Genomic DNA, 24,235 nt, shown 5'->3' with positions numbered 1-24,235 from the left:
TTATCTCTCCTAAACTGCTGCCGCACCTGAACAAATTTCTGCAAGCTCTTGAGTAATCATAGCTTGTCTTACTTTGTTGTAATCTAGTTTCAACTGATCGATTATATCACTTGCATTATCAGTCGCATTTTTCATAGCCATCATACGAGCAGCTTGCTCACATGCAGCATTCTCCAATATTGCTCCTCTTACTTGAGCTTCTATATATCGAATGCATAAAGCATTTAAAACTTCCTCAATATCTCTTTCGTATATATAATCCCAATGCCCCTTAGATGCTTGAGCCTTGTTAGCCTTAAGCTCTTCTTCTGAGAAGATGTCTTGGATAGGTAGTAATGTTTGCAATTTTGGCTTTTGTTTGATTGTACTAACAAATTCGTTATTACTCATATAAAGTCTATCTATCTCACCATTTGTGAACTTATCTAGCATAACTTTAAGTGCACCGCCAATAGCTCTAACACTGCCTTCATTATCCTTATCATTATAATGTGCTGTGGCAACTACGTTAACATCTTTAAGTTTTGCAAAAAATGTCGCCGCTTTTGAACCAATTGCGCAGACATCAATCTCAACTCTATCATCAAGATTCTTTTTGATATCTTTGAGAACGTGCTTAAATAAGTTGATATTAAGACCTCCACAAAGACCTCTATCTGTAGAAGTAACTATATACCCAACTCTTTTTACCTCTCTATCAAAAAGATATGGATTTGGATAGTCAATACTTGCCATTGTAACGTTTTTGATAATAGTATTTGCACTTTCAACATAAGGACGTACATTATTCATCTTGACTATTGCACCCCTCATCTTACTAGCTGCAACCAATTCCATAGCACCAGTGATTTTTTGGGTATTTTTAACACTCTGTACTTTAGAACGTATTTCTCTAGCATTAGACATAGTCTATACTCCTATTACCAAGCTTGATTTGCTTTACAATCTTCAACAATTGTTTTTAACTTCTCAGCAATCTCAGCATCATATTTGCCAGTTTCATTAATCTCAGCCACAACTTCTGCATATTTAGTTTCCGCAAGCGCATGTAATGCTGATTCGAAAGGAATAACCTCTGAAACTTCTAAGCTATCTAAATATCCATTATCAGCTGCATACAATGATAGTGCCATCAAAGCAATTGACAGTGTTGAGAACTGCTTTTGTTTTAAAAGTTCTGTCACTCTTTGACCTCTGTTAAGCTGTGCTCTAGTAGCTTCGTCAAGATCCGATGCAAACTGTGAGAATGCCTCTAGTTCTCTAAACTGTGCTAGGGCTAGACGAATACCACCACCTAACTTCTTGATAATCTTAGTCTGAGCAGCACCACCAACACGCGATACAGAGTTACCAGGGTTGATAGCTGGTCTTAGACCCGAGTTAAATAAATCAGTCTCTAAAAATATCTGTCCATCAGTAATTGAAATCACGTTTGTTGGTACAAATGCAGAAATATCACCTGCTTGTGTTTCAATTATTGGTAAAGCAGTCAAAGAACCTGTCTTACCTTTGACCTCACCATTAGTAAATTTCTCTACATACTCTTCATTTACTCTTGCAGCTCTTTCAAGAAGTCTTGAATGAAGATAGAATACGTCACCAGGGTAAGCTTCACGCCCTGGAGGTCTTCTCAATAGTAAAGAAATCTGTCTATATGCCCATGCTTGTTTAGTTAAATCATCGTACACAATTAGCGCATCTTCACCACGATCTCTAAAATATTCACCCATTGAACAACCAGCATAAGGTGCTATATATTGCAAAGCAGCAGAGTCAGAAGCTGTAGCTGCAACAATAATTGTATGCTCCATAGCACCGTGCTCTTCAAGCTGTCTCACAATATTAGCAATTGATGATGCTTTTTGACCAATAGCAACATAGATACATTTAACACCTGTACCTTTTTGATTAATAATTGCATCAATAGCTATGGCTGTCTTACCAATTTGTCTATCACCAATAATCAACTCTCTTTGACCCCTACCAATTGGAACCATAGAATCAATTGACTTAACACCTGTTTGTAAAGCTTGATCCACTGACTTTCTCCAAATTACACCTGGAGCTATCTTTTCTATTGGAGAAGAATGAGCAGTTTCAATCTCACCTTTACCATCAATTGGATTACCTAAAGCATCTACGACTCTACCCAACAAAGCCTCACCAACAGGAACTTCTAAAATCCTGCCTGTACAATATGCCTTATCACCTTCTTTTATATGTTCATAATCACCTAAAACAACTGCTCCGACAGAGTCAGTATTTAAGTTTAATGCCAGACCATACACATCTCCTGGCAACTTAATCATCTCACCAGCAGTTACATCATCTAAGCCATAAATTGTAACGATACCATCAGCTACGCTAACGATTGTACCTTCTGATTTAAGTTCGACTGAATTATCAAACTTTTCAATTCTTTTCTTTATTAAACCACTTATTTCTGATGGACTTAATTGCATAAGCTCACTTCCTATAATTTATGATAACAAAATACTTTTTAATGTCTCTATACGACCAGATACAGAATCATCTATTACTGTATCGCCAACTTTAATTACCGTTCCACCCACTATAATAGGATCAATAATCACATTCATATTTATCGAACAACTAAGCTTCTCTTCCAGTTTAGTTCTTAATTTAGCTAATGTATTTTTATCAACACTGTAAGCCAAAATAACATCAGCTACTTTTACATTATTATGAACGTTCTTTATAGTTTCAAACTGGAATGCTATTTCAGGTAGTATAGATAACTTTTTATTTTCGGCTATTAGTGCAACAAAGTTGAAAAACTTTTCATCTAGCTGATCTTTTACAGCATTAACAATCTCTGTTTGAGAAAATTCAGGACTAGAAATAATAGCTGCGACAGAGTCATCTTGAACCAGCTCGGCAAACGATTTTAGTTGTGCAGACCATTCTTGAAGTAGATTATATTCATTTGCAAACTCAAATGCAGCTTTGGCATACGGTTTAGCAATCACACTTAGATTTGTCATTTACCTACCTTCTTATCCAAAAGTTATACTTTCTCTACAAAGTCTTTCAAAATTTTTTTACTAGACTGTTCATCAACATTTGCTGATATTATCTTACTAGCAGCTGCCATCGCTAAACTAACAACTTCATGTTTAAGCTCTTCTTTTGCTTTCACTTTTTCTTGCTCTATTTCAGCCATAGCCATGCTCTTAATTTTATCAGCAGCTGCGATAGCCTCTTCTTTAGCTTGTTCATCTACCTTATGTGCTCTTACATAAGCGTTCTCAACTATCTCAGTAGCCTTTGCTTTAGCTTCACGCAAGATCTCAGCAGACTGCCTTTTTGCAACTTCTAACTCTCGAGATGCTCTATCAGCAGATGCCAAACCTTCAGCAATCTTTTCTCTACGCTCATCTAAAGCTTTGCGCAGTGGAGGCCATACAAACTTCATTGTAAATCCAACAAAGATTGCAAACGTTATCATCTGCCCAATTAGAGTTATATTAATATCCATCTACTTATCCTTTAGATAATAAAATTATGATTTTATATTACTTTATTATGCACCAATAACTTTCTGAGCAGCATCTGCTAGACCTGGAATAGCTAGAGGATTTGCGTACAACACTAAGAAACCAATAGCTATTGAAATAGCAGCGAACGCATCCACGAAAGCAGCAACGATAAACATACGACCTAATAACATACCACCTAATTCTGGCTGACGAGCAACACCTTCTAAGTACTTACCACCCAAAACACCAAAACCTACCGCAGTACCTAAAGCAGGTAGTGAGATTAATAAAGCGACTGCTATTGCTGTTAAACCATTTAAGTTGCCCAAAACTTGTAAAGACATATCCATTTTTTATTTCTCCTGTTTATTTATTTTTATTTAGGTTGATTTAAACTTAGTGAGCTTCCTGAGCCATATTCAGATAAACTACAGTCAGCATCATAAATACAAAAGCTTGTATTAATACTATTAATATATGAAATATCGCCCATATACCACCAAGAGTCCATTGGAACCACCATGGCAATAATGCTATCAGGATAAAGATAAGTTCTCCTGCAAAAATATTACCAAACAAACGCAGTGACAATGAAACTGGCTTAACTATCTCATCCACAAGTCTAAAGAATATATTTAGAGGAAATAACCATATTCCAAACGGAGCGCTTAAAATTTCTTTCAGCAGACCAAACCCTTTAGCTTTAAGATTATAAAAAATCACCAAGAAAAATACCGCGATAGACATCGCAAAAGTGACATTAGGATCTGCTGTAGGCACAACCCTAAAATACACATCATGACTACTAGTAAAGAAACTAATTAACCAACCGAAAAGATCTACAGGAAGTAAATCCATCAAATTCATAAGCACAACCCAAACAAATATTGTCAACGCTAGAGGTGTAACAAAATCTCTTTTATGATGATAGTTTTCTGCCACCATACCATCCATCCATTCCCACACTGCTTCAATCATATTTTGAAACTTACCAGGAACACCAGCATTAGCTCGTCTTGCAGCCATAAACATAGCCAAGATAAATACGATACCTAAAACCCCACTGACCAACAGTGAATCTACGTTTAGCTGCCAAAAAGAACCCTCACCTAGGCTTATTTGCCAATGATGTAAGTGATGCTGAACGTATTCTGTAGCTACTTGAGAACCCGCCTCTGTATTTGCCATTACTTATTCCACCAATAATTTAAATAAATTAGTATTTACAACCCTAAAATATACCTATCTTACCCTTCTGAACAAAATAGGTACGAAACACACGACTAATTGTAACAAAAGTAATCCAAAAATGTAAGAAAATAATTTTGGTTTGACATAAACTGCAAGCAGTATTGTAATCAATGCAACAATGCTTAATTTCAGGAGCTCACTCAAATAAAAAATAACTATCTCAATCCCTGGACTAAACTGTTTTTCGATAAACAATCTAAAGAAAAACACAAAATTAGCTAAAAACATTGTTAATGCACCAAGTGCAAATGAATTAGCATAAACATATCCATAAACCATGAGCGTAATAACATAACCCACAAAGCCTAAAAGAAATTGCATCAATACAAACTTCTTTTCGTCAATTCTAATATTTGCCAACATATCTAATATTAATATAAATAAATTTATTGAGCCTATAATATCAAAAATGCTTATATTAGACAAAGAAAAGCTTTAGGCTTGATTTATATATTTCAGGAACTTAAACTTATACTCTTAAGCCAACTAAAATAAATATAGTATGGAACAAAAAATTCACAATATTCGCGGATATGCATGGATAATTATCATTCTTAGTTCTTTTTTGCTTTTTGACAAATATATAATGCAGGTATTTCCTAGTCTTATCACAGATGATATGATGTCTAGCTTCCATACTAATGCAACTCAAACGGGAGCTTTAGGCTCTGCGTTTTTTTGGTCAATAATTATTTGTCAACTGTTTCTTGCCGGCCCAATTATAGATAAGTTTGGTTTTAGACTAATTAGTCCTATATCTATAACTATTTCTGCTATGGGAGTTATCCTGTTTGTTGTTGCCTGTAATCTCGGTAGCTTGAGCATGGCATATATAGCTAGAATTATCACAGGCATGGGTGTCTCTTTCGCTACCATCTCTTATCTTAAGGCCGTTTCAGTTTGGTTTGAGCCTCGTAAATTTGCTTTTGCTGCTAGTTTTCTAGCAACTGCTGCTATGATAGGAGCTCTTTGTGCGCAGGCTCCATTAGCATATTTGATAACATTATGTGGCGATTGGAAGATGGCGATGCTGTTATTTGCGGTAGCTAGCTTATTGATTGGTGTACTTTACTATATAATTGTACGTGACTTCAATCCAAAACAACCAGAAGCTAGCTCACCAAGTAATCAGCTAAAAACTATTGATGCACTCAAAGAAGTCATTAAAAATAAAAATAACTGGCTTTTAACTTTCTATGTCGGTCTAAGTTTTACAGCAGTAGATGCCTTTGCTGGATTCTGGGGCAATGCTTACTTTAGAGAAGCCTATCACCTATCACGTGAAGAAGCAGCCAGTATTATATCAATGATATTTATTGGCATGGCAATAGGCTCCCCGATTATAGGAAAGTTATCAGAGATCCTTGATAGTCGAAAAGGAGTAATGATTTTTTTTCACATAATAGGTTCTATTGCTTTAAGCTTTGTTTTACTTACTAAAACAAGTGCTACACTCTCAGCAATATTACTTTTCATTTTTGGATTATGTCTTGGAATATATATGCTTTCATTTGCCATAGGAAATCGTATAAACCCTATAATCATAACTGCAACAGTAGCAGCTTTTATTAATACAGGAGAACCTATATTAGGAGCGATCTTCGATCCTTTGATCGGCTATTTCTTAGATTGGTCATGGACTGGAAAATACCTAAACAAAGCCGGAGAAATTGTTTCACAACACACAAGTCCTAACGATATTAAATATTTTGATTTAAGTTCTTACCATTTTGCATTTACAACCCTTGTAATAAGCATGATAGCATCACTAGTAGTATTATTAATGATAAAAGACAATAAAGATTAAAATAAAACTATTTTGTTTTAACAAACTCATCAAACCTTGAATCTAATTTTGCTTCAATAGATATCAGCTTCCGCTGTTTCTCATCATAAAACTCTAATTTACCAGCATGAAGTAATAACTTATCAACTCCTTTAGCTAGTAGTTTTTTATCATCAATCATATAACCATATTTCTTATCAGCAACAATCGGATGTCCCATAGCTCTTGTATGAACTCTAATTTGATGTGTTCTACCAGTTTCTAACTTGATTTCTAGTAAGCTGTAATCGCCTATTTTTTGTACTGACAATATTCTTGTAAGAGCTCTTTTACCTTCTCGCTTGTCAACTTTAACTATTCGTTGACCATCTTTAGTTTCTGTACGACTTAACGGCAAGTCAATTGCATCTATTTTTTCATCCCAATGACCATGAACTAAAGCATAATAAATCTTATTTACTTTACGCTCTTTGAAAATATCAAAAAAATAAACCAATGAGCTATGTTTCTTCGCTAACAGCACACAACCTGATGTTTCTTTATCAAGTCTATGCACCAAATCCAAGCGTCTAACCTTAGGACGCAACTGTCTTAACCGTTCCACCAAACCCGAATTAATCCCAGAACCGCCATGGACAGCCATACCTGATGGTTTATCAACAACGATATAATCATCTGTCTCATATAAAATTCGTTGTTCTAAAAAATCCAAGTGAGATTTAGATACTTTTATAACTTCTACACTCTCTTCTAAGCTAAATGGCGGTACTCTAATAATATCTCCAGCACTTACACGACTGGTTTGTTTAACCCTTTTTTTATTAACTCGTAATTCACCTTTACGAATCCAGCGGTAAATTAATGATTTTGGTAAACGTGAAAACTTACTTATCAAGAAATTATCGATTCTTTGTTCTATAACATCATCAGCAACTTCAATAAATTGAACCTTATTCATCTAAAACACCAAAATTAGTATTCTGCATATCATTAAGCCGACTAATTGTTCGCTGAAATTCAAATCTCAGACGTTCACCTTCATATAATTCTGTAAAATCATTATTAGCCAAAATTACGACTTTCTTATTTTGATCATAAAACTCATCTATTAGAGCAATAAATCTTCTTGCCATATCTTCATTATATTGATCAAATCCTGTCAGATTGTATATAAAAATTTGTTCATACTTACTACAAATATCAATATAGTCATAAGAACTACGTCCATCACCACAAATGACTCTAAAATCAAAACATATGTCTTTATGGCTTACAAGCATAGCAAAAATCTTTCTACCCAAAACTTCTATATTAGTATCTTTGTCAAAGTACTGATTTCTAAGGAAAAATTTATCAAAAAAATTTTTACGGTTCTGCTCATTATATGGATAAATATAATTTAAATATTCATTTGGCAAACGGAATCTATAATCAACCCCAGAATCTAGATTTAAAACATGCACGTTTTTTATCAAAACATCAATAGCTGGTAAAAACAACTCTCTCTGCAAACCTCTCTTATACAAATTTTCTGGCTCAATATTTGAAGTTGCTACAAGAGTTACACCAAGTTTAAACAACTCCGTAAAAACATTTCCTAAAATCATAGCGTCAGCTATATCTTCGACAAAAAACTCATCAAAACAAATAACTCGCATATCTTTAGCCATATCATAAGCGACTTTTGATATAGGATTCTTATAACCTTGATACTTCCTTAGTTCAGAATGAATACCTTTCATAAAGTGTGAAAAATGCTGTCTTCTTTTTTGTTCTATCGGTAGATTATTATAGAAAATATCCATAATGAAAGTCTTTCCTCTACCAACACCTCCCCACATATACAATCCCTTTACAGATGGATATAGTGATCTTTTAAGAAAGCCAAATTTTGTTTTTTTATTTACTAATATCTGATCTATTATTTCTTGCAAACCTCTGATAGCTTCAAGCTGTAAAGAATCAACCTTTAAATCAAGCTCGCGAACTTTTTGGAGATAAATATCATCTAAATTCATTATTTAACTTCTTTATCTTTAACTAAAACAAGTAGAAAAAAAGATGCAATCATACTAAACACTAAAATCAAGAAAGCATTATGATAAGCACTTATGTGAAAATACCTATGAGCTCCTTCTGCAGCTACATTCGTAATCTGATTATGAACATCTATATATTGACCAGTCCATGTTAGATCAAGCAAATGCCCTATTAAAGGATCAAATAATGCCCCAAGCAATGGTTCACCAGTATTAATCAGAGCAGCTACAGTAGCAGCTACAACTATTGGATTTATACGATTACCTATCGCAAAAGCAAGCATGTATACTCCTAAACAGAATCCAAATACAAACAATAAAGCTCCTGAAATTCCTGGCGTAAGCTTAAATTGTAAAACCAAAGCCAAACAGATTGTAGCAATTATATGAAAAATTATCATAATTTTAACTCTATTATCAAATTTTTCAGATAACTTACCTATTACTGGTGAGCCTATGGCAAGTCCAAGAAACATCATTGATACAATAAACGAAGCTTCTTTTGCTGGAATAGCATACAATTCTCTGAAATAGTTATTACCCCAAATACCGCCAAAAACATCTATCGTTGTAAAGGTTAGTCCTGTATATAAAGTAAGATACCAATTATTTTTGTTCATAAGTACCTTTTTTATACCTGCAAGAGTCCCAGTATTTCCTTTTGAATCATTTGCAAATGATGCTTCGGGATTATAATCTCTTACTAAAGCCAAATATAATAAAGCCATAACTATACTAAAACAAGCATAACCAATTAATGCTCTATGCCATGACCCTGTAATTTCAATAAGATACACAAGCGGAACTTGCCCAAGCAAAGCACCCATCATTGCAGCAGTCATTAAAAAACTACAAACAAAAGCAAATTTACGTGGATCAAACCAAACTGCAGCAGCTTTAATATAACCAACCGTAGCAAATGAAGCACCTATTCCAATCATCAATCGAGAAACACAACCAAGCGCAAAGCTATGAATGTCAGCTGAAAGAACAAATAGTATCAATCCTATTGCAGATAGAATTAATGAAAAAAAACTGACCTTTCTAAATCCTAGCTTATCTATAATTGGCCCAGCTACAAAAAACTGACAAAACACTACTGACCATAAAAATAATGATACCATAGCGCTCATTTCTGTAGCATTTATCGAAAAACTAGTCATCAATTCATTTGCTATCAGACTAGGAGACACATTCATTATATATTTATCAATGAGTAAAAATGAGCTCAGACCTACAACTATCCAAGCATAACCTTTTATATTATGTAACTTCATATAGCTATTTTTTCTAGAAAATTTATTAATTCATTCAAAAGAATTTGCTCTTGTTGCTTATCTTGTTGTAAATATTTTACACCAACAGTCTGTTGCAATAATTCATCTTGACCGATTATTACAGCAATTTTAGCATCTGATTTATCTGCCTTTTTAAACTGTGATTTAAAGCTACCAAATTTCAAATCCATATCTATTTTTAATGCCGGCAATTCTTGACGAATATTCTCGACTACTAGTAACGATCTATGTAGATGATTATTATCTAATACGAAAAAAACATCACTTCTATTATCTTCAACTGGGAGTTCACCTTCATTCTCAAGTAAAAGCAATAGGCGTTCTAAGCCAATAGCAAAACCAATAGCACCTGCTTTTTGACCACCTAAATTTTCTATCAAATTATCATAACGACCGCCAGCACATACTGCTGCTTGAGCTCCTAACCGATCAGTTGTCCACTCAAAAACTAATCCACTATAATAATCTAAACCTCTAACCAATTTTTGATTAACTCGATAATTAACTCCCAAGTTATCAAGATACTCACATGTCTGCTCAAATCTCACCAATGAGTCTTTATCGATAAAATCAATAAGCTTAGGCGCATTAATCAATATTTGCTGAGTTTGTTCATTCTTAGAATCAAGTATTCTCAGAGGATTTTTGTCCAATCTCTTGATTGAATCTTCATCAAGCTGCGTATGATATGGTTTTAGATACTCTAACAATGCTTTTGTGTATTCTTGTCTATTAGAACTCGATCCAAGACTATTTAACTCTAGTGTTATACATTTAGAAATACCCAGATCTCTAAATAAGTTCCAGCCAATAGTAAGAATTTCTAAGTCTATCGCAACACTATCATAGCCATAAGCCTCAACACCAAGTTGGTAAAACTGTCTATACCTACCTTTTTGAGGTCTCTCATAGCGAAACATAGGACCAGAATACCAAAGCTTTTGTGTTTGTCCCCTATTAGCCAAACTATTTTCGATTACCATACGCACACAACCAGCCGTTCCTTCGGGTCTGAGCGTTAGACTTTCTCCACTTCTATCTACAAAATCATAGGTTTCTTTAGAAACTATATCCGATGTTTCTCCTACACTTCTATGAAATAGTTCACTTTTTTCTAAGACGGGCAGCCTTACCTCATCATAACTATATTTATCTAGAATTGATTTTATTTTTGACTCTAAAAACTGCCACTTGTAACTTTCTTGAGGAAGAATATCATTAAAACCGCGAATAATAGTAAGTTTGCTCATAAGCCACCTACCTTAATTTTTCAACTTTTGTTTCTTTATCACTATCTTTATAGTTTTCTTGTAACGACTTATCATCTTGCTTGATTATTTTAGAATCAGCTTCTAGAGCCTGCTGGATTTTTCCTTCCATTTCCATCCCATAATCAAGAGACTTATCGTAGATAAACTTAAGATTTGGAACTATTCTAAGATTTAGCGATTTAGCTATAGATGATCTAAAAAAACCTTTTGATTTTTCAAAGGCTTTGGCAATACTTTGAGCCTCTTGAATATCCAAACAAGTATAATACACTTTTGCATAAGATAGATCTTTAGAAAGCTCAATCTCGGTAATAGTTGCCGTAGCAAGCTTAGTATCTTTTATTTTTGTACGCAGTAGCAAAGATATCACCTTTTGAAGCTCACTCGCTACTCGCTGCACTCTACCTTCTGCTGCCATAATTATAGCTCCTTAGCAACTTCAATAACTTCAAATACTTCTATCTGGTCACCTTCACGCACATCGTTATAGTTTTTGACACCTATACCACACTCCATACCTTTTTTGACTTCACTTGCGTCATCTTTAAATCTCTTTAAGGATTCAAGTGTGCCTTCATATATTACAACGTTATCACGCAATACACGAATTGGATTTGTACGCTTAACAGTGCCTTCTATAACCATACAACCTGCAATCGATCCAAATTTAGAAGATCTATACACTTCTCTAACTTCAGCTATACCGATAATCTGCTCCTTCATATCTGGAGACAATAAACCAGTCATCGCTTTCTTAACATCATCAATTAAATCATAAATAATGTTATAGTAGCGAAGCTCTACGCCATCGCCTTCAGCTAGTTTCTTCGCTGCACTATCTGCCCTAACATTAAAACCAATAATTACAGCCGTTGATGCAACAGCTAATGTCACATCAGAAGACGTAATAGCTCCTATACCACTTGCAATTATGTCAACCTTAACCTCATCAGTAGAAAGTTTAAGCAATGACTCTCTAATAGCTTCAACTGAACCCTGTACATCACCTTTAAGGATAATTTTAAGAGTTTGTTGCTCACCTTCTTTGCCCATGTTGCTAAACATATTAGAAAGTTTAAGAGACTGCTCTTGAGCTATCTTAGCTTCTTTTTGTCTTTGAGATCTTTGAGCTGCTAACTCTTTAGCTTTTTTCTCATTCTCAATAACAACCATATCATCACCAGCTGCTGGAACACCTGATAAACCTAGTATTTCAACTGGAGTTGCCGGCCCTGCTGACTTGATCTGTTTGCCTAAATCATCATGCATAGCTCTGACTCTACCATACTCAGTACCACACAAGATATTATCACCTTGTTTAAGACTACCATTCTGAACTAGTACTGTTGCAACTGGACCACGTCCTTTTTCTAGACGAGACTCAATAACAACACCTTCAGCTAAACCTTCAGCAAATGCTTCTAATTCTAGAACTTCAGATTGTAATAACACAGCATCTAATAACTCTGCAACGCCTTCACCAGTTTTAGCAGAAACATTTGCAAACATAACTTCTCCACCCCAAGATTCTGGAATAACGTTACGTTGCGCTAACTCACCGACAACCTTATCAGGATCAGCATCTGGCTTATCAATTTTGTTGACAGCAACAACGATTGGAACACCTGCTGCTTTAGCATGCTGAATAGCTTCCTCAGTCTGAGGCATAACCCCGTCATCTGCTGCAACCACAAGGATTACGATATCTGTACTCTTAGCTCCGCGAGCACGCATTGATGTGAAAGCTTCATGACCAGGAGTATCTAAAAAAGTAATAGCTCCTTTACTTGTTTTAACAGAGTATGCACCAATATGCTGTGTTATACCACCAGCTTCTCCTGCCACAACTCTTGCTTTACGTATATAGTCTAATAGAGAGGTCTTACCATGATCTACGTGACCCATAATAGTTACAACAGGCGCACGAGATATTTTCTTATGTAAACTTCTATCAACAGTAGTCACAGCTTCTTCAAGAGCATTTTCATTATGTAATGTATATTTATGCCCCATTTCCTCAACAATCAAAACCGCAGTGTCTTGATCTAATGATTGGTTAATTGTGGCCATCACACCCATATTAAATAATACTTTAACAATCTCAGCGCCTTTGACTGCCATTCTATTAGCCAAATCACTAACTGTAATACCTTCACGTATTTCAACTGTTTTAACAGCACTTTCGACAGGCATTGTAAACTCTTGTTTTTTAACCTTAGGCGCTTTTAACTTACCTTTCTTACTACCAAACTCATCAAATGATTCCAAATCACCCGCAAGTTGTGACAACTGTCTTGGATTAGCTTTTTTGAAACCTTTACCACTAGCCTTTTTAGCTTTGGACTTCTTCTCTTCTTCTTCTCTTTTATATTTAGTATTAGTGCTGTTACTACTTTCAGTAAAGACTTTCTTCGGAGACTTTTTCTTACTATTTTTAGACTCTGTAGATTTATCTTCAGATGACTTTTCTTCATCCTGAGAGTTATTGTCTTGAGTTTTGACTTCAGGCATAGCAGTTATCTTAAAACCATTATCTTTTATAACTGGTTTAGTAACAGGCTTTTCTTGCTGAGGTTGTACAAGACTAACAGACTCTCTTTCTACACTTTCAACAACTTTATTATCTTTGGCATCAAGTGCTACTTGTGGCTTTTCAACAATAGACTCGTCTACTTTAGCCGGAGATTGTTCTTCTACTTTTTTTGCAACTCGTCTTTTTTTCTTGACCGAAACATTTATCTTATGCTTACCATCAAGTTTAAGAGAAGTTACTTTCTTTCTAGTAACAGTATTTTTAGCACTATTAATCTTATCTAAAAGAGTTTTCATTTCTTCCGGAGTCAAAGTATCTTTTTCACTACTTTTTTCTATACCAAAAGATTTAAGTTGCTTCAGTAACGCGCTTACTTCTTTATTTGTTTGTTGTGCCAATTGGCCAACTGTAATCTCTGCCATTTCCCTCTCCTTTGTACTATTTTGATTCGTACTTCCTATTCAAACCAAGGGGCTCTTGCTTGCATTATTAAATCTGTTGCTTGTTTCTCATCAATAGCAACAATGTCAAGCAACTCATCCACAGATAGTTCTGCCAGATTTTCCATTGTCACTATATTATTTTGAGCAAGCTTATCTGCCAACTCCTGATTCATGCTCTGCATATTAAGTAAATCTTCAGCTGGCTTCTTACCTCCTAATGCTTGAGATAAAATCACTGCCTTTGCTCTTTCTTGAAGCTCATCTACAATCTCTTCATCAAAGCCTTCAATTTCCAAAAGCTCGTCTCTATCTAAATATGCTAAATCTTCTAACGTTTCAATACCTTCTTCTATTAGTACTAAAGCAAAATCATGATCAATATCTAACGCTTCAACAAATTTCTCGACTATAGACATTTGCTTTTCTTCTTGCTCAGCATCAGATAAAACATTTATCTTCCAACCGATTAAAGCACTTGCCAATCTAACATTAACTCCACTCTTACCAATAGCTTTTGATAAACTTTCTTGTTTAACAACTATATCCATTGAATTAGTTTCTTCATCAACATTTACTTCCAAAATATCTTCAGAATCAACAGGTGATAAAGAGTTGATCGCATATTGAACCATATCTTCATCCCATAGAATAACATCGACTTTCTCACCATTTAGCTCACTCATAATAGAATGTATTCTTGATCCTCTAACACCCACACAAGCACCACATGGATCTATTCGCTGATCATTACTCTTGACAGTGACCTTTGATCTAAAACCAGGTTCACGCACAACATTTACAACATTTATAAGCTCTTCTTCAACTTCAGGAACTTCTAATTTAAATAAAGCTTTAAGCATCATGTTACTAGCACGACTAAGCATAACCGTGCTTGGTTTACCGAACTCATCAACCTCAACACTCTCAACACATGATCTAATCTTATCACCAACGCGGAATCTCTCTCTTGAGATCAAATCTTTCTTAGGTAGAATACCTTCAGCATTATTGCCAAGATCAATAACTAAAATCTCATAAGTTGCTCTTTTTACTTCTCCGTAGATGATATCTCCAATTTTACCTTGATAAAATCTAGCAGTCTTTTCTCTTTCGAAGTTTTTAATCTTTTTCATTAAGATCTGTTTTGCCATAGTAGCAGCGATACGCCCATACTCTTTAACTTCCACAGATTCACGTATCACATCACCAGCCTTCACATCGTAGCCTTTTTCTTGCGCAACATCTTCGTAAAGCTCTTTAGAATAATCAATCAAATCCTCATCTTCTGACACAATATGCCAAACTCTATCTGCTTTAAAGTCGCCTGTAACTCTATCGATTTTGACTTCGATATTCATGTGCTCGTCAAGCTCTTTTTTAGTTATAATAGCTAACGCTTCTTCCATAGCCTCAAACAAAAGATCTTTTGAAATATCTTTTTCATTTGCTACAGTTTCTAATACTAACAATAATTCTTTGCTCATACCTAATTCCTCTATCTAACTAAAATCTGGCGAAACTCTAAATTTCTTAAGCTCATCAAAATCAAAACTGACTTCTCTGCCATCATCAAGCTTTAGAATAACGTTATTGCCTTCAACTCTCTCAAGCGCACCTTTAAATTTTGTTTGAGACTCAACTGGAGTTATGGTAACTGCCTTAACATTAAATCCTACCAAAGCTTGCGCTTGAATAATATTAAAAATTTGGCGATTCATCCCTGGAGAAGACACTTCTAGAACATACTTATCTGAGATAGGATCTTCCACATCAAAAATCGCACTCACCTCTTTACTTACAACCTGACAATCATCAACCGAAACACCATTCTCATGGTCAATAAAAACACGTATAGTAAGCTTACCAGCACCCACGACCTCTATTCCCCATAAAATATAGCCTAAATCAGCTGTGATGGGTTCTACTATTTCATACAAATCATCTAGTAACATTTTCACCCCTTAGATTTTGCATACCCTTTAGATAGCAAAAAGGCCCTTGAAGGGCCTTTATAAAATAAAAACTTTTGGTAGCGGGGGCAGGATTTGAACCTACGACCTTCGGGTTATGAGCCCGACGAGCTACCAAGCTGCTCCACCCCGCGTCTATGACAATATATAATAACAACATTTTAACAGATGTCAAGCTTTATGACAGTTTGTTTTTTTAAACACTGAATTCTCTTATTGCATCTACCATAATTTTAACATTATCAGGATTAATATCTGGGTAAATGCCATGACCTAAATTAACAATATAGTTATTTAGCTTATCAGACTGAATAAATTCCATATTTTTCTTAACCGTGTTTCTAATACTATCAGATGTGCCATATAAAAATGCTGGATCAAAATTACCTTGCAGAACCTTACCCACACCTATTCTATGACGAGCTTGATCTAGAGTTACATTCCAATCAACACCAACACCATCACATGACTTGTCTTTCAACTCCTCAAAAAAGTTTGAACCTCCCTTTGTGAAGAAAACCACAGGAACATTGGATTTCTGCTTCACATTTTTAGCAATATACTCCATATACTTTAATGAAAATTCTTTATACTGCTCTAAAGGTAGAATTCCTCCCCAAGTATCGAAAATCATTAAAGAACTAGCACCGGCTTTGACTTGTTCAAGTAAGTAAATTACTGTTATATCAGCTAACCTTTGAAGAAGTGCATGCATCAATTGAGGATTTGCGTACATCATTTTTCTTAGTTTACCGAATTGTTTTGAGCCAGATCCTTCAACCATATACGCCGCAAGTGTCCATGGACTTCCAGTAAAGCCTATAAGAGGTACATTTATAGCAGTTTTTGTAGTTCTGACGGCATTATAAACATATTCCAAATCTCCCACGCTATCTTGCGCTGACTTTAACCTATTCAAATCCTTTTCTGACTCAATAGGATCAGAAAATACAGGACCAACTCCCTTAATAAATTTCAGATCCATACCCATTGCTTCAGGAATAGTTAAAATATCTGAAAACACAATTGCAGCATCAAGATCATATCTTTCTAATGGGTGTAGTGCCACCTCACAACAAGCCTCAGCATTGCGACACATATCCATAAAATTCTCAAACTTTGATCTTACTTCGCGATATTCTGGTAAGTATCTACCAGCTTGTCGCATTATCCATATTGGTGGCTTTTCTAATTTCTCATGCTTAAAAGCATCTAAAAACAACTCTCTCATACTTAAAACATACCTTTAAATTAAATTTATTTATGAAGGACTATTTAAAAAACTTGTCCATTTTTCTGTAACCTATAGCTTCTTGGATTGCTAGTTTTTCAATTTTCTTGCATCCGCTTAAATCAGCTATTGTTCGAGCAACTTTGAGTATTTTATAATACCCTCTAGCAGATAGTCCAAGCTTTTCTATAGCTAGTGTTAGCATCTTTTTACTTTCTTCGTTAAGATCACAAACCTCATCCAACTCTTTACTTGTTAGCATTGAATTTATTTTACCTTGCCTAGTGATCTGGATATCTCGTGCCTTTTTAACTCGCTTTCTAATTATATTACTTTTTTCGCCTCTTAATTCTTGATTTGTTAGATCCTCTTTTGCTAGCTCAAGAACCTCAACCTGCAAATCAATCCTATCTAAAAGAGGTCCCGAAAGCTTACTTTGATACCTTCTAATTGATTGAATTGAATCTGAGCACTCTTTATACTGCGATCCTAAATACCCACACGGACAAGGATTCATAGCAGCTATCAATTGGAAGTTAGCTGGATACTCTACCTGACATTTTGCCCTAGAGATATTAACTACACCTGTCTCGAGTGGCTCTCTTAAAACCTCTAGAACTTTACGATCAAACTCTGGCAACTCATCAAGGAATAATACTCCATTGTGAGCTAAAGATATTTCACCAGGCATAGGGTTGCTACCACCTCCGACCAAAGAAACACCTGAAGACGTATGATGAGGATGACGAAATGGTCTTTTATAAAAACTTTCTGCTATCCCTGCTTCACCTTTAATTGAAGCAATCATCGCCGATGAAAGGGCTTCTTTTTTATCTAATGGTGGCAAAATAGAGTTGAGCCTACTAGCAAGCATTGTCTTACCAGTTCCCGGCGGACCAACTAAAAGAATATTATGACCACCTGCCGCTGCAATCTCCAAAGCGCGTCTAGCCTGATACTGCCCTTTGACATCTTCTAAATCAGAATATAATCTTTCAAAATCAATTTCTTGCAATTGCTCTACCGGAGCTTTATCATCACCAGATAAAAAATCTACGATTTCTTTTAGAGTTTCAAAAGAATATGCGCAAACATCTTCAACTAAAGCAATCTCTTTTTCATTATGAACAGGTATCACAAGTTTTCTATCATTCGCAACACACTTAATAGCCATTGGTATCGCACTAGAAATTTTTCTTAGCTCTCCACCTAAAGACAACTCTCCAGCAAACTCAAAATCTTCAACATTTCTAACAATGTTTATTTGGCCTGACGCATATAAAATACCTAGTGCTATAGGCAAATCAAATCTTCCACTACTCTTTGGTAGATCAGCAGGAGCAAGATTAATTGTGATACGTTTATTTGGAAAATTAAATCCAGAATTTATAATAGCGCTTCTAACACGATCTTTACTTTCTTTAACAGCCGCCTCCGGTAAACCTACTATTGATAAACCTGGCAGACCATTTGACAAATGCACTTCTATAGAGACAAGTGGTGCTTCAATGCCCAGTTGAGCTCGACATCTTAGAATAGCTAAAGACATCTCATTCTTTCTCGGCTATTAATTTATCTAATTTAGCCTCGATCTGCTCTAATTTTTGACGTGTCTTCAAAAGAATTTTTTTCTGTATTTCAAACTCTTCTCTACTCACCACATCAAGTTTTTTTAAACTTTTATTGATAATATTATCTTTCGAGTTTTTGATTACATCGTTGATAGGACCTAAAATTTCTTTCATAGAAAAATAGTATTAAATTATCTTTATATAGAAGTATAAAAGTTATGACAAGAATAGGCAATAAACTATTGAAACTTAAATAACGTTAGTAACTTGAGTAAGAACCCCAAGAAGAAGCATTGGCATAATACCTAAAAATAAAAGAACTAAGCCGTTGATGCTTAGCGCTATAAGAGATGTCATTGGCGGTTTAACTGTCTCATTATTCTCTGGCTCATCAAAGTACATAGTCCTAATGACTCTTACATAATAGAATGATGCAACAACAGCCATAAATAGTACAAAACATGCTAATACATAACTACCATCATTAATTAAGCCCATGATGACAAATAATTTTGCTATGAAACCACCAAATGGAGGAATACCAGCCATAGAGAATAATACGATTAGTAATATAAATGCTAACCATGAATCTTTAGTATTAAAGCCTTTTAAATCTTTGAGATCTTGTACTTCATAGCCGCCAACAGAGATTGTAGTTAATACCCCAAATGCTGCTAGAGTAGTAAAAACATAAACTATTACATAGAAACTTGCCGCTGTTAAAGCATAACCTTGTGGATTAAGTGTAGTAGCCAATAAAACAAAACCTATTTGTGATACTGTTGAATAACCCAAAAGTCTCTTAACGTTTGTTTGCGATAAAGCTACTAAACTACCAAAGAATATCGACAATATACCTATAACTCTGAATAGGTATATCCAAGAGTCTTTAAGCGATGGAAAGCCTACAAATAAAATATTAACAAGCATAGCGAATGCCGCTACTTTTGGAATAGTCGCAACAATATTGGCAACAGCGTTTGGCGCACCCTGATAGACATCTGGCAACCACATATGAAATGGGAAAGCTCCTAGTTTGAATAAGAAGGTTGCTATCATCATAACTAAACATACAAGTAAGAACTGCTGTTCTAAGCCTGTGAAATTTCCTTGCGAAAGTGCAGTTGCAATATCTGTAATATCAAGTTGACCTGTCATACCATATACAAATGACATACCGAATAGCAATAAAGCTGAAGCAATAGCTCCTAGTACGAAATATTTAATAGCAGCTTCAAGACCTGTACTAGAATCTCTATAGATTGCTATTAATGCATACATTGGTAATGACAATAACTCTAAACCTATATAGATCGTAACCAAACTATGTGCTGCTGTAAGAACCATCGCACCTAACACACACAGCATCAAAAGTGTATAAAAATCACCGTCTGATATTTTTCTATCTGTTACATACTCTCTTGAATATAGTGCCACAAATACTGCTAATACAAGTATCACTAACTGTAGCGTATAAGCAAAACCACTAAATACAACTTGTCCTTCAAAAACAGAGCTACTATTTTGAATCAAATATTCTTTGGCAAAAGTAGCAACAAGAGCAAGTAGCGTAAATACTTGAAAGAATATGTAGTTAATATTCCTAATTTTACCGTGTAAAAAAAGCCCAGAAAACATTACAACTATCACACCTAGTGCTAATAGTATTTCTGGTAATATATAAAGAATTGATAAACTCATAATCAAAACACCACCCTATAGAGATAAACCAACAATATTAGCCGAAGCAGCTTCTGAAAGATGCAATATCGGTTCTGGATAAAAACCAAACAATAAAGTTGGTACCGCTAACAATATAAATACAAACAGCTCCATCTTATTTAAGTCAGTCAGGTTTGCTACTTGCGTAGATACCACTTCTCCAAAAAACACCCTCTTATACATCCACAGAGTATAAATTGGCGCTATGACCAAAGTTAAACCAGCAATTAATGCTATTAATGGAGAGTACTGGAATACAGCCAATAAAATCATAAACTCACCGACAAAGCCACTAGTACCAGGTAAACCTACATTAGCCATACAGAAAAGTAAGAAAAACATTGCAAATATAGGCATAGTCTTAGCTACGCCTGAGAAATCTGATATTTCTCTTGTATGCATCCTTAAGTACAGATAGCCAATACCGATAAACATACCACCAGAAGAAAACGCATGAGCAATCATCTGAAATACAGCACCCTGTAGTGCTAATTGCGCATTAGTTGTACCAAGCACAGGATCAGCACTCTTAAGTATGAATATAGAGAACAAACCTAATGTAACAAGACCCATATGCGAAATTGATGAATATGCTATTAGTCTTTTGACATCAGTCTGAGCAACTGCAACCACACCAACATAGACAATAGCTATCAAAGACATAATTATCAGTACATACTCTAATGACGCTGTAACTTCAGGTAGCATCGGTATTGCGAATCTTAAGAAACCATAAGCACCTAGTTTAAGCATAAGTGCTGCAAGTATAACAGAACCTCCAGCTGGAGCCTCTGAGTGAGCATCTGGTAACCATGAATGGAATGGCCACATCGGAATTTTAACTGCAAAAGCTAAGAAGAAAGCACCGAATATTAACCATTGAGCAGTAAGTGTAAACTTAACAGAGTCTGCTAACCCATTTGACTGAGCAGCCCATGCGATAAAGTTTTGGATTGAATATGTATCGGCACTTACTAATACATCAGCTGGAGATGCTGCCACTCTTGTTTGAATATATAAAATCGCAGCTAGTAAGAACACCGAACCAAAGAAAGTATACATAAAATATTTAACAGCAGCATACGCTTTATTCTTACCACCCCAAATACCAATACCCAAACAAGTTGGTATCAGTAGCGCTTCCCAAAAAACATAGTAGAGTATAGAGTCTGTAGCACAGAAAACACCATTTGTTAGACCACATGTGATCAAAAATATTGCCATGTATTGTCTAACTTTTGTTTTGATAGAAGTCCAAGCTGCTAGAACAATAACTAAAGTAGCAAAACTTGTTAAAACAATAAATAAGACTGAAAACCCATCAACACCTAGACCATAATAAATATCATGCATGCCAAATACTTTGAACCATTTTGCTGATTCTTGGAACTGCATTGCAGAACTACTATAATCAAAAGATGCTACCAAAGGTATGCATAAAGCTAAAGTTAAACAGCTAAATACCAAAGCTACCCAACGTGCAGCATCACCATGCAACTCTTTTGTTCTTGTCGCTAATACAACAAAGCCACCAACTATTGGAAGCCAAATTATTAAACTTAATAAGTAATTACCTAAATTCATAATACTAGTTTACCCTCTACCTATACTGATATTAGCAAAATCATAAATAACAACACACCGACCATCATTACAAAAGCATAGTCAAACAGATATCCACGCTGAATTTTTCTAAAACTATCGCCAGTATGATAAATTAGACTAGATGTGCCATGTACAATTGTTTTATCTATGATAAAGATATCTACCGCTTTCCATAGGAAAGTACTAATAGCCAAGAAGATATTAACAAATACAACATCATAAAGAGTATCAATAAAGTATTTCTTAACTAAAATATGATAAACAATACCAAACCCAGACTTAGCATTTGCAAGGACTCTTGGTATAACTGGCAACCATACATACAAGATATAAGCCAAAACTAAAGCACTAAAAGCTAACCAAAATGGTACTGTTGATATTGAATGTTTTATAAATGCTATAGAACTAGCAGTAGCAGGTTCACTAGCAAGATGAGCTGTGACCGATTCTCCACCTAGTCCCGCCTGAACATATGAAGTTATAGTATCACCAAATAATCCATGATTTTGCGATAAAATACTTGTGAAGAAATACTCTCCAACAAATACTGAAGGTATAGCCAACAATACTAATGGAATTAATATACTAAACGGCGACTCTTTGATATGAGACTTCTCTTCTTCTGACATTCTTTCTTTACCGTGAAATACCAAGAAAAACATTCTAAAAATATAAAAAGATGTCACAAATGCACATGCTAATACCATGTAGTATGCAAACTGGTGACCGTATACAGTCGTAGACTGCGCTGCTTCAATAATCAAATCTTTTGAAAAGAAACCTGAGAATGGAGGTAATGCTGCAAGTGCCCAAGCACCTATAAGCATACACAAATATGTAACAGGCATATACTTTCTCAAACCACCCATTCTACGAATATCTTGCTCGTGATGCATCGCAACTATTACAGAACCAGCCGCTAAGAATAACAATGCTTTAAACATAGCATGCGTCATCAGATGGAACATCCCAATAGAAAATGCTCCAGCACCTTGAGCTACCATCATATACCCAAGCTGAGAAAGGGTACAATATGCAATTACTCTTTTTATATCTGTCTGTACTATCGCAATTAAGCCCATAAACAAACATGTAATCGCACCAATAATAAGTACAAAACTTAGTGCAGCAGGTGATAGTACAAACATTGGAGAAAGTCTAGCAACCATAAACACACCCGCTGTAACCATTGTAGCAGCATGGATTAGTGCTGAAATAGGTGTTGGGCCTTCCATTGAACCCTCTAGCCATGAATGTAGCGGAAATTGTGCAGATTTACCCATAGCACCAATGAAAAGAAGCGAGCACATCAATGTAACAGGGCTAAAGCTCATACCTAAGAAGTGAATAGTCTGAGTATTATCAATATTTGATAAAGCTGCAAACACCGTTGTGTAGTCAATAGATCCAGTGTATAAAATAACTGCCCCAATACCTAGCAAAAAGCCTAAGTCACCAATTCTATTTACAATGAATGCTCTCAAACTAGCAACGTTAGCCTTATCTCTATTAAAATAAAAGCCAATTAGTAAGTATGAAAATAAACCAACGCCTTCCCATCCAAAAAATAGTAATAAGAAGTTATTACCCATAACTAGGCAGAGCATTGCAAAGGTAAATCCTGAAATATATGCAAAAAATCTTGCATAGCCTTCTTCACCTTTCATGTAACCAATAGAGTAAACATGCACTAATGTCGATACAAAAGTTACTATCAACATCATGTATACAGTTATTTTATTAACAGTAAAACCAACATCAAATGTAAACTTATCTGAAATCGGAGCCCACTGGTAATAACTTACAGAATAAACTTCTGATCCAGCAAAAACACCATAGGCTAAAATTACACTAAGGACAAAAGAAAGGCCACATAAAGAAATTGTAAAAAAGTTAACACCTGCATTCTTTACAGACTTGCCGCCAAATCCAGCAATCAGAGCACCAAGCAATGGTGATAACACTATGACTGCTATTAGTACAGCTGCTACTTGAGTATTTATTATCATAGTTTG

Annotated in this window: 22 protein-coding genes and 1 tRNA gene; 1 reads left to right on the top strand and 22 read right to left on the bottom strand. The window is 35.1% G+C overall.

The features are described 5' to 3' along the window. Positions 1-9: 9 nt before the first annotated feature. From ACKTR7_RS02995 to ACKTR7_RS02965, 7 genes are read right to left on the bottom strand one after another with little or no spacing between them, the layout of a single operon-like run. Positions 10-906, bottom strand: a complete 897-nt coding sequence (locus tag ACKTR7_RS02995) for a F0F1 ATP synthase subunit gamma (protein ID WP_407876953.1) — start codon at positions 904-906, stop codon at positions 10-12. A 14-nt stretch (positions 907-920) separates the two neighbouring features. Then, entirely contained in the window at positions 921-2,462 is a 1,542-nt protein-coding gene (atpA, locus tag ACKTR7_RS02990; RefSeq protein ID WP_044526942.1) for a F0F1 ATP synthase subunit alpha, read from the bottom strand. An 18-nt stretch (positions 2,463-2,480) separates the two neighbouring features. After that, positions 2,481-3,005, bottom strand: a complete 525-nt coding sequence (locus tag ACKTR7_RS02985; RefSeq protein WP_407876952.1) for a F0F1 ATP synthase subunit delta — start codon at positions 3,003-3,005, stop codon at positions 2,481-2,483. 23 nt (positions 3,006-3,028) lie between these two features. Beyond that, positions 3,029-3,499 (bottom strand): F0F1 ATP synthase subunit B, encoded by a 471-nt coding sequence (locus tag ACKTR7_RS02980; protein WP_004286980.1) that lies wholly within the window; start codon positions 3,497-3,499, stop codon positions 3,029-3,031. A 45-nt stretch (positions 3,500-3,544) separates the two neighbouring features. After that, positions 3,545-3,850 (bottom strand): F0F1 ATP synthase subunit B, encoded by a 306-nt coding sequence (locus ACKTR7_RS02975; protein ID WP_014714617.1) that lies wholly within the window; start codon positions 3,848-3,850, stop codon positions 3,545-3,547. Between the two features lie 46 nt (positions 3,851-3,896). Beyond that, positions 3,897-4,688 carry a F0F1 ATP synthase subunit A gene (atpB, locus tag ACKTR7_RS02970; protein ID WP_044526944.1) on the bottom strand — a complete coding sequence of 264 codons (792 nt, stop codon included), beginning with the start codon at positions 4,686-4,688 and terminating at the stop codon, positions 3,897-3,899. A gap of 54 nt (positions 4,689-4,742) precedes the next feature. Then, a complete protein-coding gene (locus tag ACKTR7_RS02965; RefSeq protein ID WP_407877134.1) occupies positions 4,743-5,114 on the bottom strand; it encodes an ATP synthase subunit I in 372 nt (123 codons plus the stop codon). A 139-nt stretch (positions 5,115-5,253) separates the two neighbouring features. On the opposite strand from ACKTR7_RS02965, the gene ACKTR7_RS02960 reads away from it, so the two are divergent. Beyond that, entirely contained in the window at positions 5,254-6,558 is a 1,305-nt protein-coding gene (locus tag ACKTR7_RS02960; RefSeq protein WP_407876951.1) for an MFS transporter, read from the top strand. Positions 6,559-6,565: 7 nt separating this feature from the next. On the opposite strand, the gene ACKTR7_RS02955 is transcribed toward ACKTR7_RS02960, so the two are convergent. The 15 genes from ACKTR7_RS02955 to nuoL all read right to left on the bottom strand — a co-directional run bounded on the left by ACKTR7_RS02955 (position 6,566) and on the right by nuoL (position 24,229). Then, the gene (locus ACKTR7_RS02955) at positions 6,566-7,495 is read right to left on the bottom strand and encodes an RluA family pseudouridine synthase (RefSeq protein ID WP_407876950.1); all 930 of its coding nucleotides are present in this window, start codon (positions 7,493-7,495) and stop codon (positions 6,566-6,568) included. Further along, complete coding sequence (zapE, locus tag ACKTR7_RS02950; RefSeq protein WP_407876949.1) at positions 7,488-8,555, bottom strand: cell division protein ZapE; 1,068 nt, start codon at positions 8,553-8,555, stop codon at positions 7,488-7,490. Before zapE ends, ACKTR7_RS02955 begins: the two co-directional genes overlap by 8 nt. Next, on the bottom strand, positions 8,555-9,853 hold the full coding sequence (locus ACKTR7_RS02945) for an MFS transporter (RefSeq protein ID WP_407876948.1): 1,299 nt from the start codon (positions 9,851-9,853) through the stop codon (positions 8,555-8,557). Before ACKTR7_RS02945 ends, zapE begins: the two co-directional genes overlap by 1 nt. Then, positions 9,850-11,124, bottom strand: coding sequence for a histidine--tRNA ligase (gene hisS, locus ACKTR7_RS02940; protein ID WP_407876947.1), 1,275 nt, complete (start codon positions 11,122-11,124; stop codon positions 9,850-9,852). The genes ACKTR7_RS02945 and hisS overlap by 4 nt, the downstream gene beginning before the upstream one ends. A 7-nt stretch (positions 11,125-11,131) precedes the next feature. Then, on the bottom strand, positions 11,132-11,563 hold the full coding sequence (gene rbfA, locus ACKTR7_RS02935) for a 30S ribosome-binding factor RbfA (RefSeq protein WP_222830401.1): 432 nt from the start codon (positions 11,561-11,563) through the stop codon (positions 11,132-11,134). 2 nt (positions 11,564-11,565) lie between these two features. Then, positions 11,566-14,100 carry a translation initiation factor IF-2 gene (infB, locus tag ACKTR7_RS02930; protein WP_407876946.1) on the bottom strand — a complete coding sequence of 845 codons (2,535 nt, stop codon included), beginning with the start codon at positions 14,098-14,100 and terminating at the stop codon, positions 11,566-11,568. Between the two features lie 35 nt (positions 14,101-14,135). After that, the gene (nusA, locus tag ACKTR7_RS02925) at positions 14,136-15,605 is read right to left on the bottom strand and encodes a transcription termination factor NusA (RefSeq protein WP_407876945.1); all 1,470 of its coding nucleotides are present in this window, start codon (positions 15,603-15,605) and stop codon (positions 14,136-14,138) included. A 15-nt stretch (positions 15,606-15,620) separates the two neighbouring features. Next, positions 15,621-16,073 (bottom strand): ribosome maturation factor RimP, encoded by a 453-nt coding sequence (gene rimP, locus ACKTR7_RS02920; RefSeq protein WP_407876944.1) that lies wholly within the window; start codon positions 16,071-16,073, stop codon positions 15,621-15,623. Between the two features lie 75 nt (positions 16,074-16,148). Next, positions 16,149-16,225: transfer RNA gene (locus ACKTR7_RS02915), tRNA-Met, on the bottom strand. Between the two features lie 62 nt (positions 16,226-16,287). Then, entirely contained in the window at positions 16,288-17,322 is a 1,035-nt protein-coding gene (gene hemE / locus ACKTR7_RS02910) for a uroporphyrinogen decarboxylase (protein ID WP_407876943.1), read from the bottom strand. A 40-nt stretch (positions 17,323-17,362) separates the two neighbouring features. Next, complete coding sequence (locus ACKTR7_RS02905) at positions 17,363-18,871, bottom strand: YifB family Mg chelatase-like AAA ATPase (RefSeq protein ID WP_407876942.1); 1,509 nt, start codon at positions 18,869-18,871, stop codon at positions 17,363-17,365. A gap of 1 nt (position 18,872) precedes the next feature. After that, the gene (locus ACKTR7_RS02900; protein ID WP_012280351.1) at positions 18,873-19,067 is read right to left on the bottom strand and encodes an accessory factor UbiK family protein; all 195 of its coding nucleotides are present in this window, start codon (positions 19,065-19,067) and stop codon (positions 18,873-18,875) included. 75 nt (positions 19,068-19,142) lie between these two features. After that, positions 19,143-20,594, bottom strand: coding sequence for an NADH-quinone oxidoreductase subunit N (locus ACKTR7_RS02895; RefSeq protein WP_407876941.1), 1,452 nt, complete (start codon positions 20,592-20,594; stop codon positions 19,143-19,145). A gap of 15 nt (positions 20,595-20,609) precedes the next feature. Further along, positions 20,610-22,199: a complex I subunit 4 family protein gene (locus ACKTR7_RS02890; protein ID WP_012280349.1), complete on the bottom strand. Its 1,590-nt coding sequence runs from the start codon at positions 22,197-22,199 to the stop codon at positions 20,610-20,612. A gap of 20 nt (positions 22,200-22,219) precedes the next feature. Further along, complete coding sequence (nuoL, locus tag ACKTR7_RS02885; RefSeq protein WP_407876940.1) at positions 22,220-24,229, bottom strand: NADH-quinone oxidoreductase subunit L; 2,010 nt, start codon at positions 24,227-24,229, stop codon at positions 22,220-22,222. Between the last annotated feature and the right edge of the window lie 6 nt (positions 24,230-24,235).

It is taken from the genome of Francisella sciaenopsi (assembly GCF_045862875.1).
GTDB classification, from domain to species: domain Bacteria; phylum Pseudomonadota; class Gammaproteobacteria; order Francisellales; family Francisellaceae; genus Francisella; species Francisella sciaenopsi.
This window is presented reverse-complemented; position numbering and strand designations above follow the sequence as displayed.

Coding starts and splice junctions, on each gene's coding strand:
- ACKTR7_RS02995 (WP_407876953.1), bottom strand. CDS start 906: ATGTCTAATGCTAGAGAAATACGTTCTAAAGTACAGAGTGTTAAAAAT.
- atpA (WP_044526942.1), bottom strand. CDS start 2,462: ATGCAATTAAGTCCATCAGAAATAAGTGGTTTAATAAAGAAAAGAATT.
- ACKTR7_RS02985 (WP_407876952.1), bottom strand. CDS start 3,005: ATGACAAATCTAAGTGTGATTGCTAAACCGTATGCCAAAGCTGCATTT.
- ACKTR7_RS02980 (WP_004286980.1), bottom strand. CDS start 3,499: ATGGATATTAATATAACTCTAATTGGGCAGATGATAACGTTTGCAATC.
- ACKTR7_RS02975 (WP_014714617.1), bottom strand. CDS start 3,850: ATGGATATGTCTTTACAAGTTTTGGGCAACTTAAATGGTTTAACAGCA.
- atpB (WP_044526944.1), bottom strand. CDS start 4,688: ATGGCAAATACAGAGGCGGGTTCTCAAGTAGCTACAGAATACGTTCAG.
- ACKTR7_RS02965 (WP_407877134.1), bottom strand. CDS start 5,114: ATGTTGGCAAATATTAGAATTGACGAAAAGAAGTTTGTATTGATGCAA.
- ACKTR7_RS02960 (WP_407876951.1), top strand. CDS start 5,254: ATGGAACAAAAAATTCACAATATTCGCGGATATGCATGGATAATTATC.
- ACKTR7_RS02955 (WP_407876950.1), bottom strand. CDS start 7,495: ATGAATAAGGTTCAATTTATTGAAGTTGCTGATGATGTTATAGAACAA.
- zapE (WP_407876949.1), bottom strand. CDS start 8,555: ATGAATTTAGATGATATTTATCTCCAAAAAGTTCGCGAGCTTGATTTA.
- ACKTR7_RS02945 (WP_407876948.1), bottom strand. CDS start 9,853: ATGAAGTTACATAATATAAAAGGTTATGCTTGGATAGTTGTAGGTCTG.
- hisS (WP_407876947.1), bottom strand. CDS start 11,124: ATGAGCAAACTTACTATTATTCGCGGTTTTAATGATATTCTTCCTCAA.
- rbfA (WP_222830401.1), bottom strand. CDS start 11,563: ATGGCAGCAGAAGGTAGAGTGCAGCGAGTAGCGAGTGAGCTTCAAAAG.
- infB (WP_407876946.1), bottom strand. CDS start 14,100: ATGGCAGAGATTACAGTTGGCCAATTGGCACAACAAACAAATAAAGAA.
- nusA (WP_407876945.1), bottom strand. CDS start 15,605: ATGAGCAAAGAATTATTGTTAGTATTAGAAACTGTAGCAAATGAAAAA.
- rimP (WP_407876944.1), bottom strand. CDS start 16,073: ATGTTACTAGATGATTTGTATGAAATAGTAGAACCCATCACAGCTGAT.
- hemE (WP_407876943.1), bottom strand. CDS start 17,322: ATGAGAGAGTTGTTTTTAGATGCTTTTAAGCATGAGAAATTAGAAAAG.
- ACKTR7_RS02905 (WP_407876942.1), bottom strand. CDS start 18,871: ATGTCTTTAGCTATTCTAAGATGTCGAGCTCAACTGGGCATTGAAGCA.
- ACKTR7_RS02900 (WP_012280351.1), bottom strand. CDS start 19,067: ATGAAAGAAATTTTAGGTCCTATCAACGATGTAATCAAAAACTCGAAA.
- ACKTR7_RS02895 (WP_407876941.1), bottom strand. CDS start 20,594: ATGAGTTTATCAATTCTTTATATATTACCAGAAATACTATTAGCACTA.
- ACKTR7_RS02890 (WP_012280349.1), bottom strand. CDS start 22,199: ATGAATTTAGGTAATTACTTATTAAGTTTAATAATTTGGCTTCCAATA.
- nuoL (WP_407876940.1), bottom strand. CDS start 24,229: ATGATAATAAATACTCAAGTAGCAGCTGTACTAATAGCAGTCATAGTG.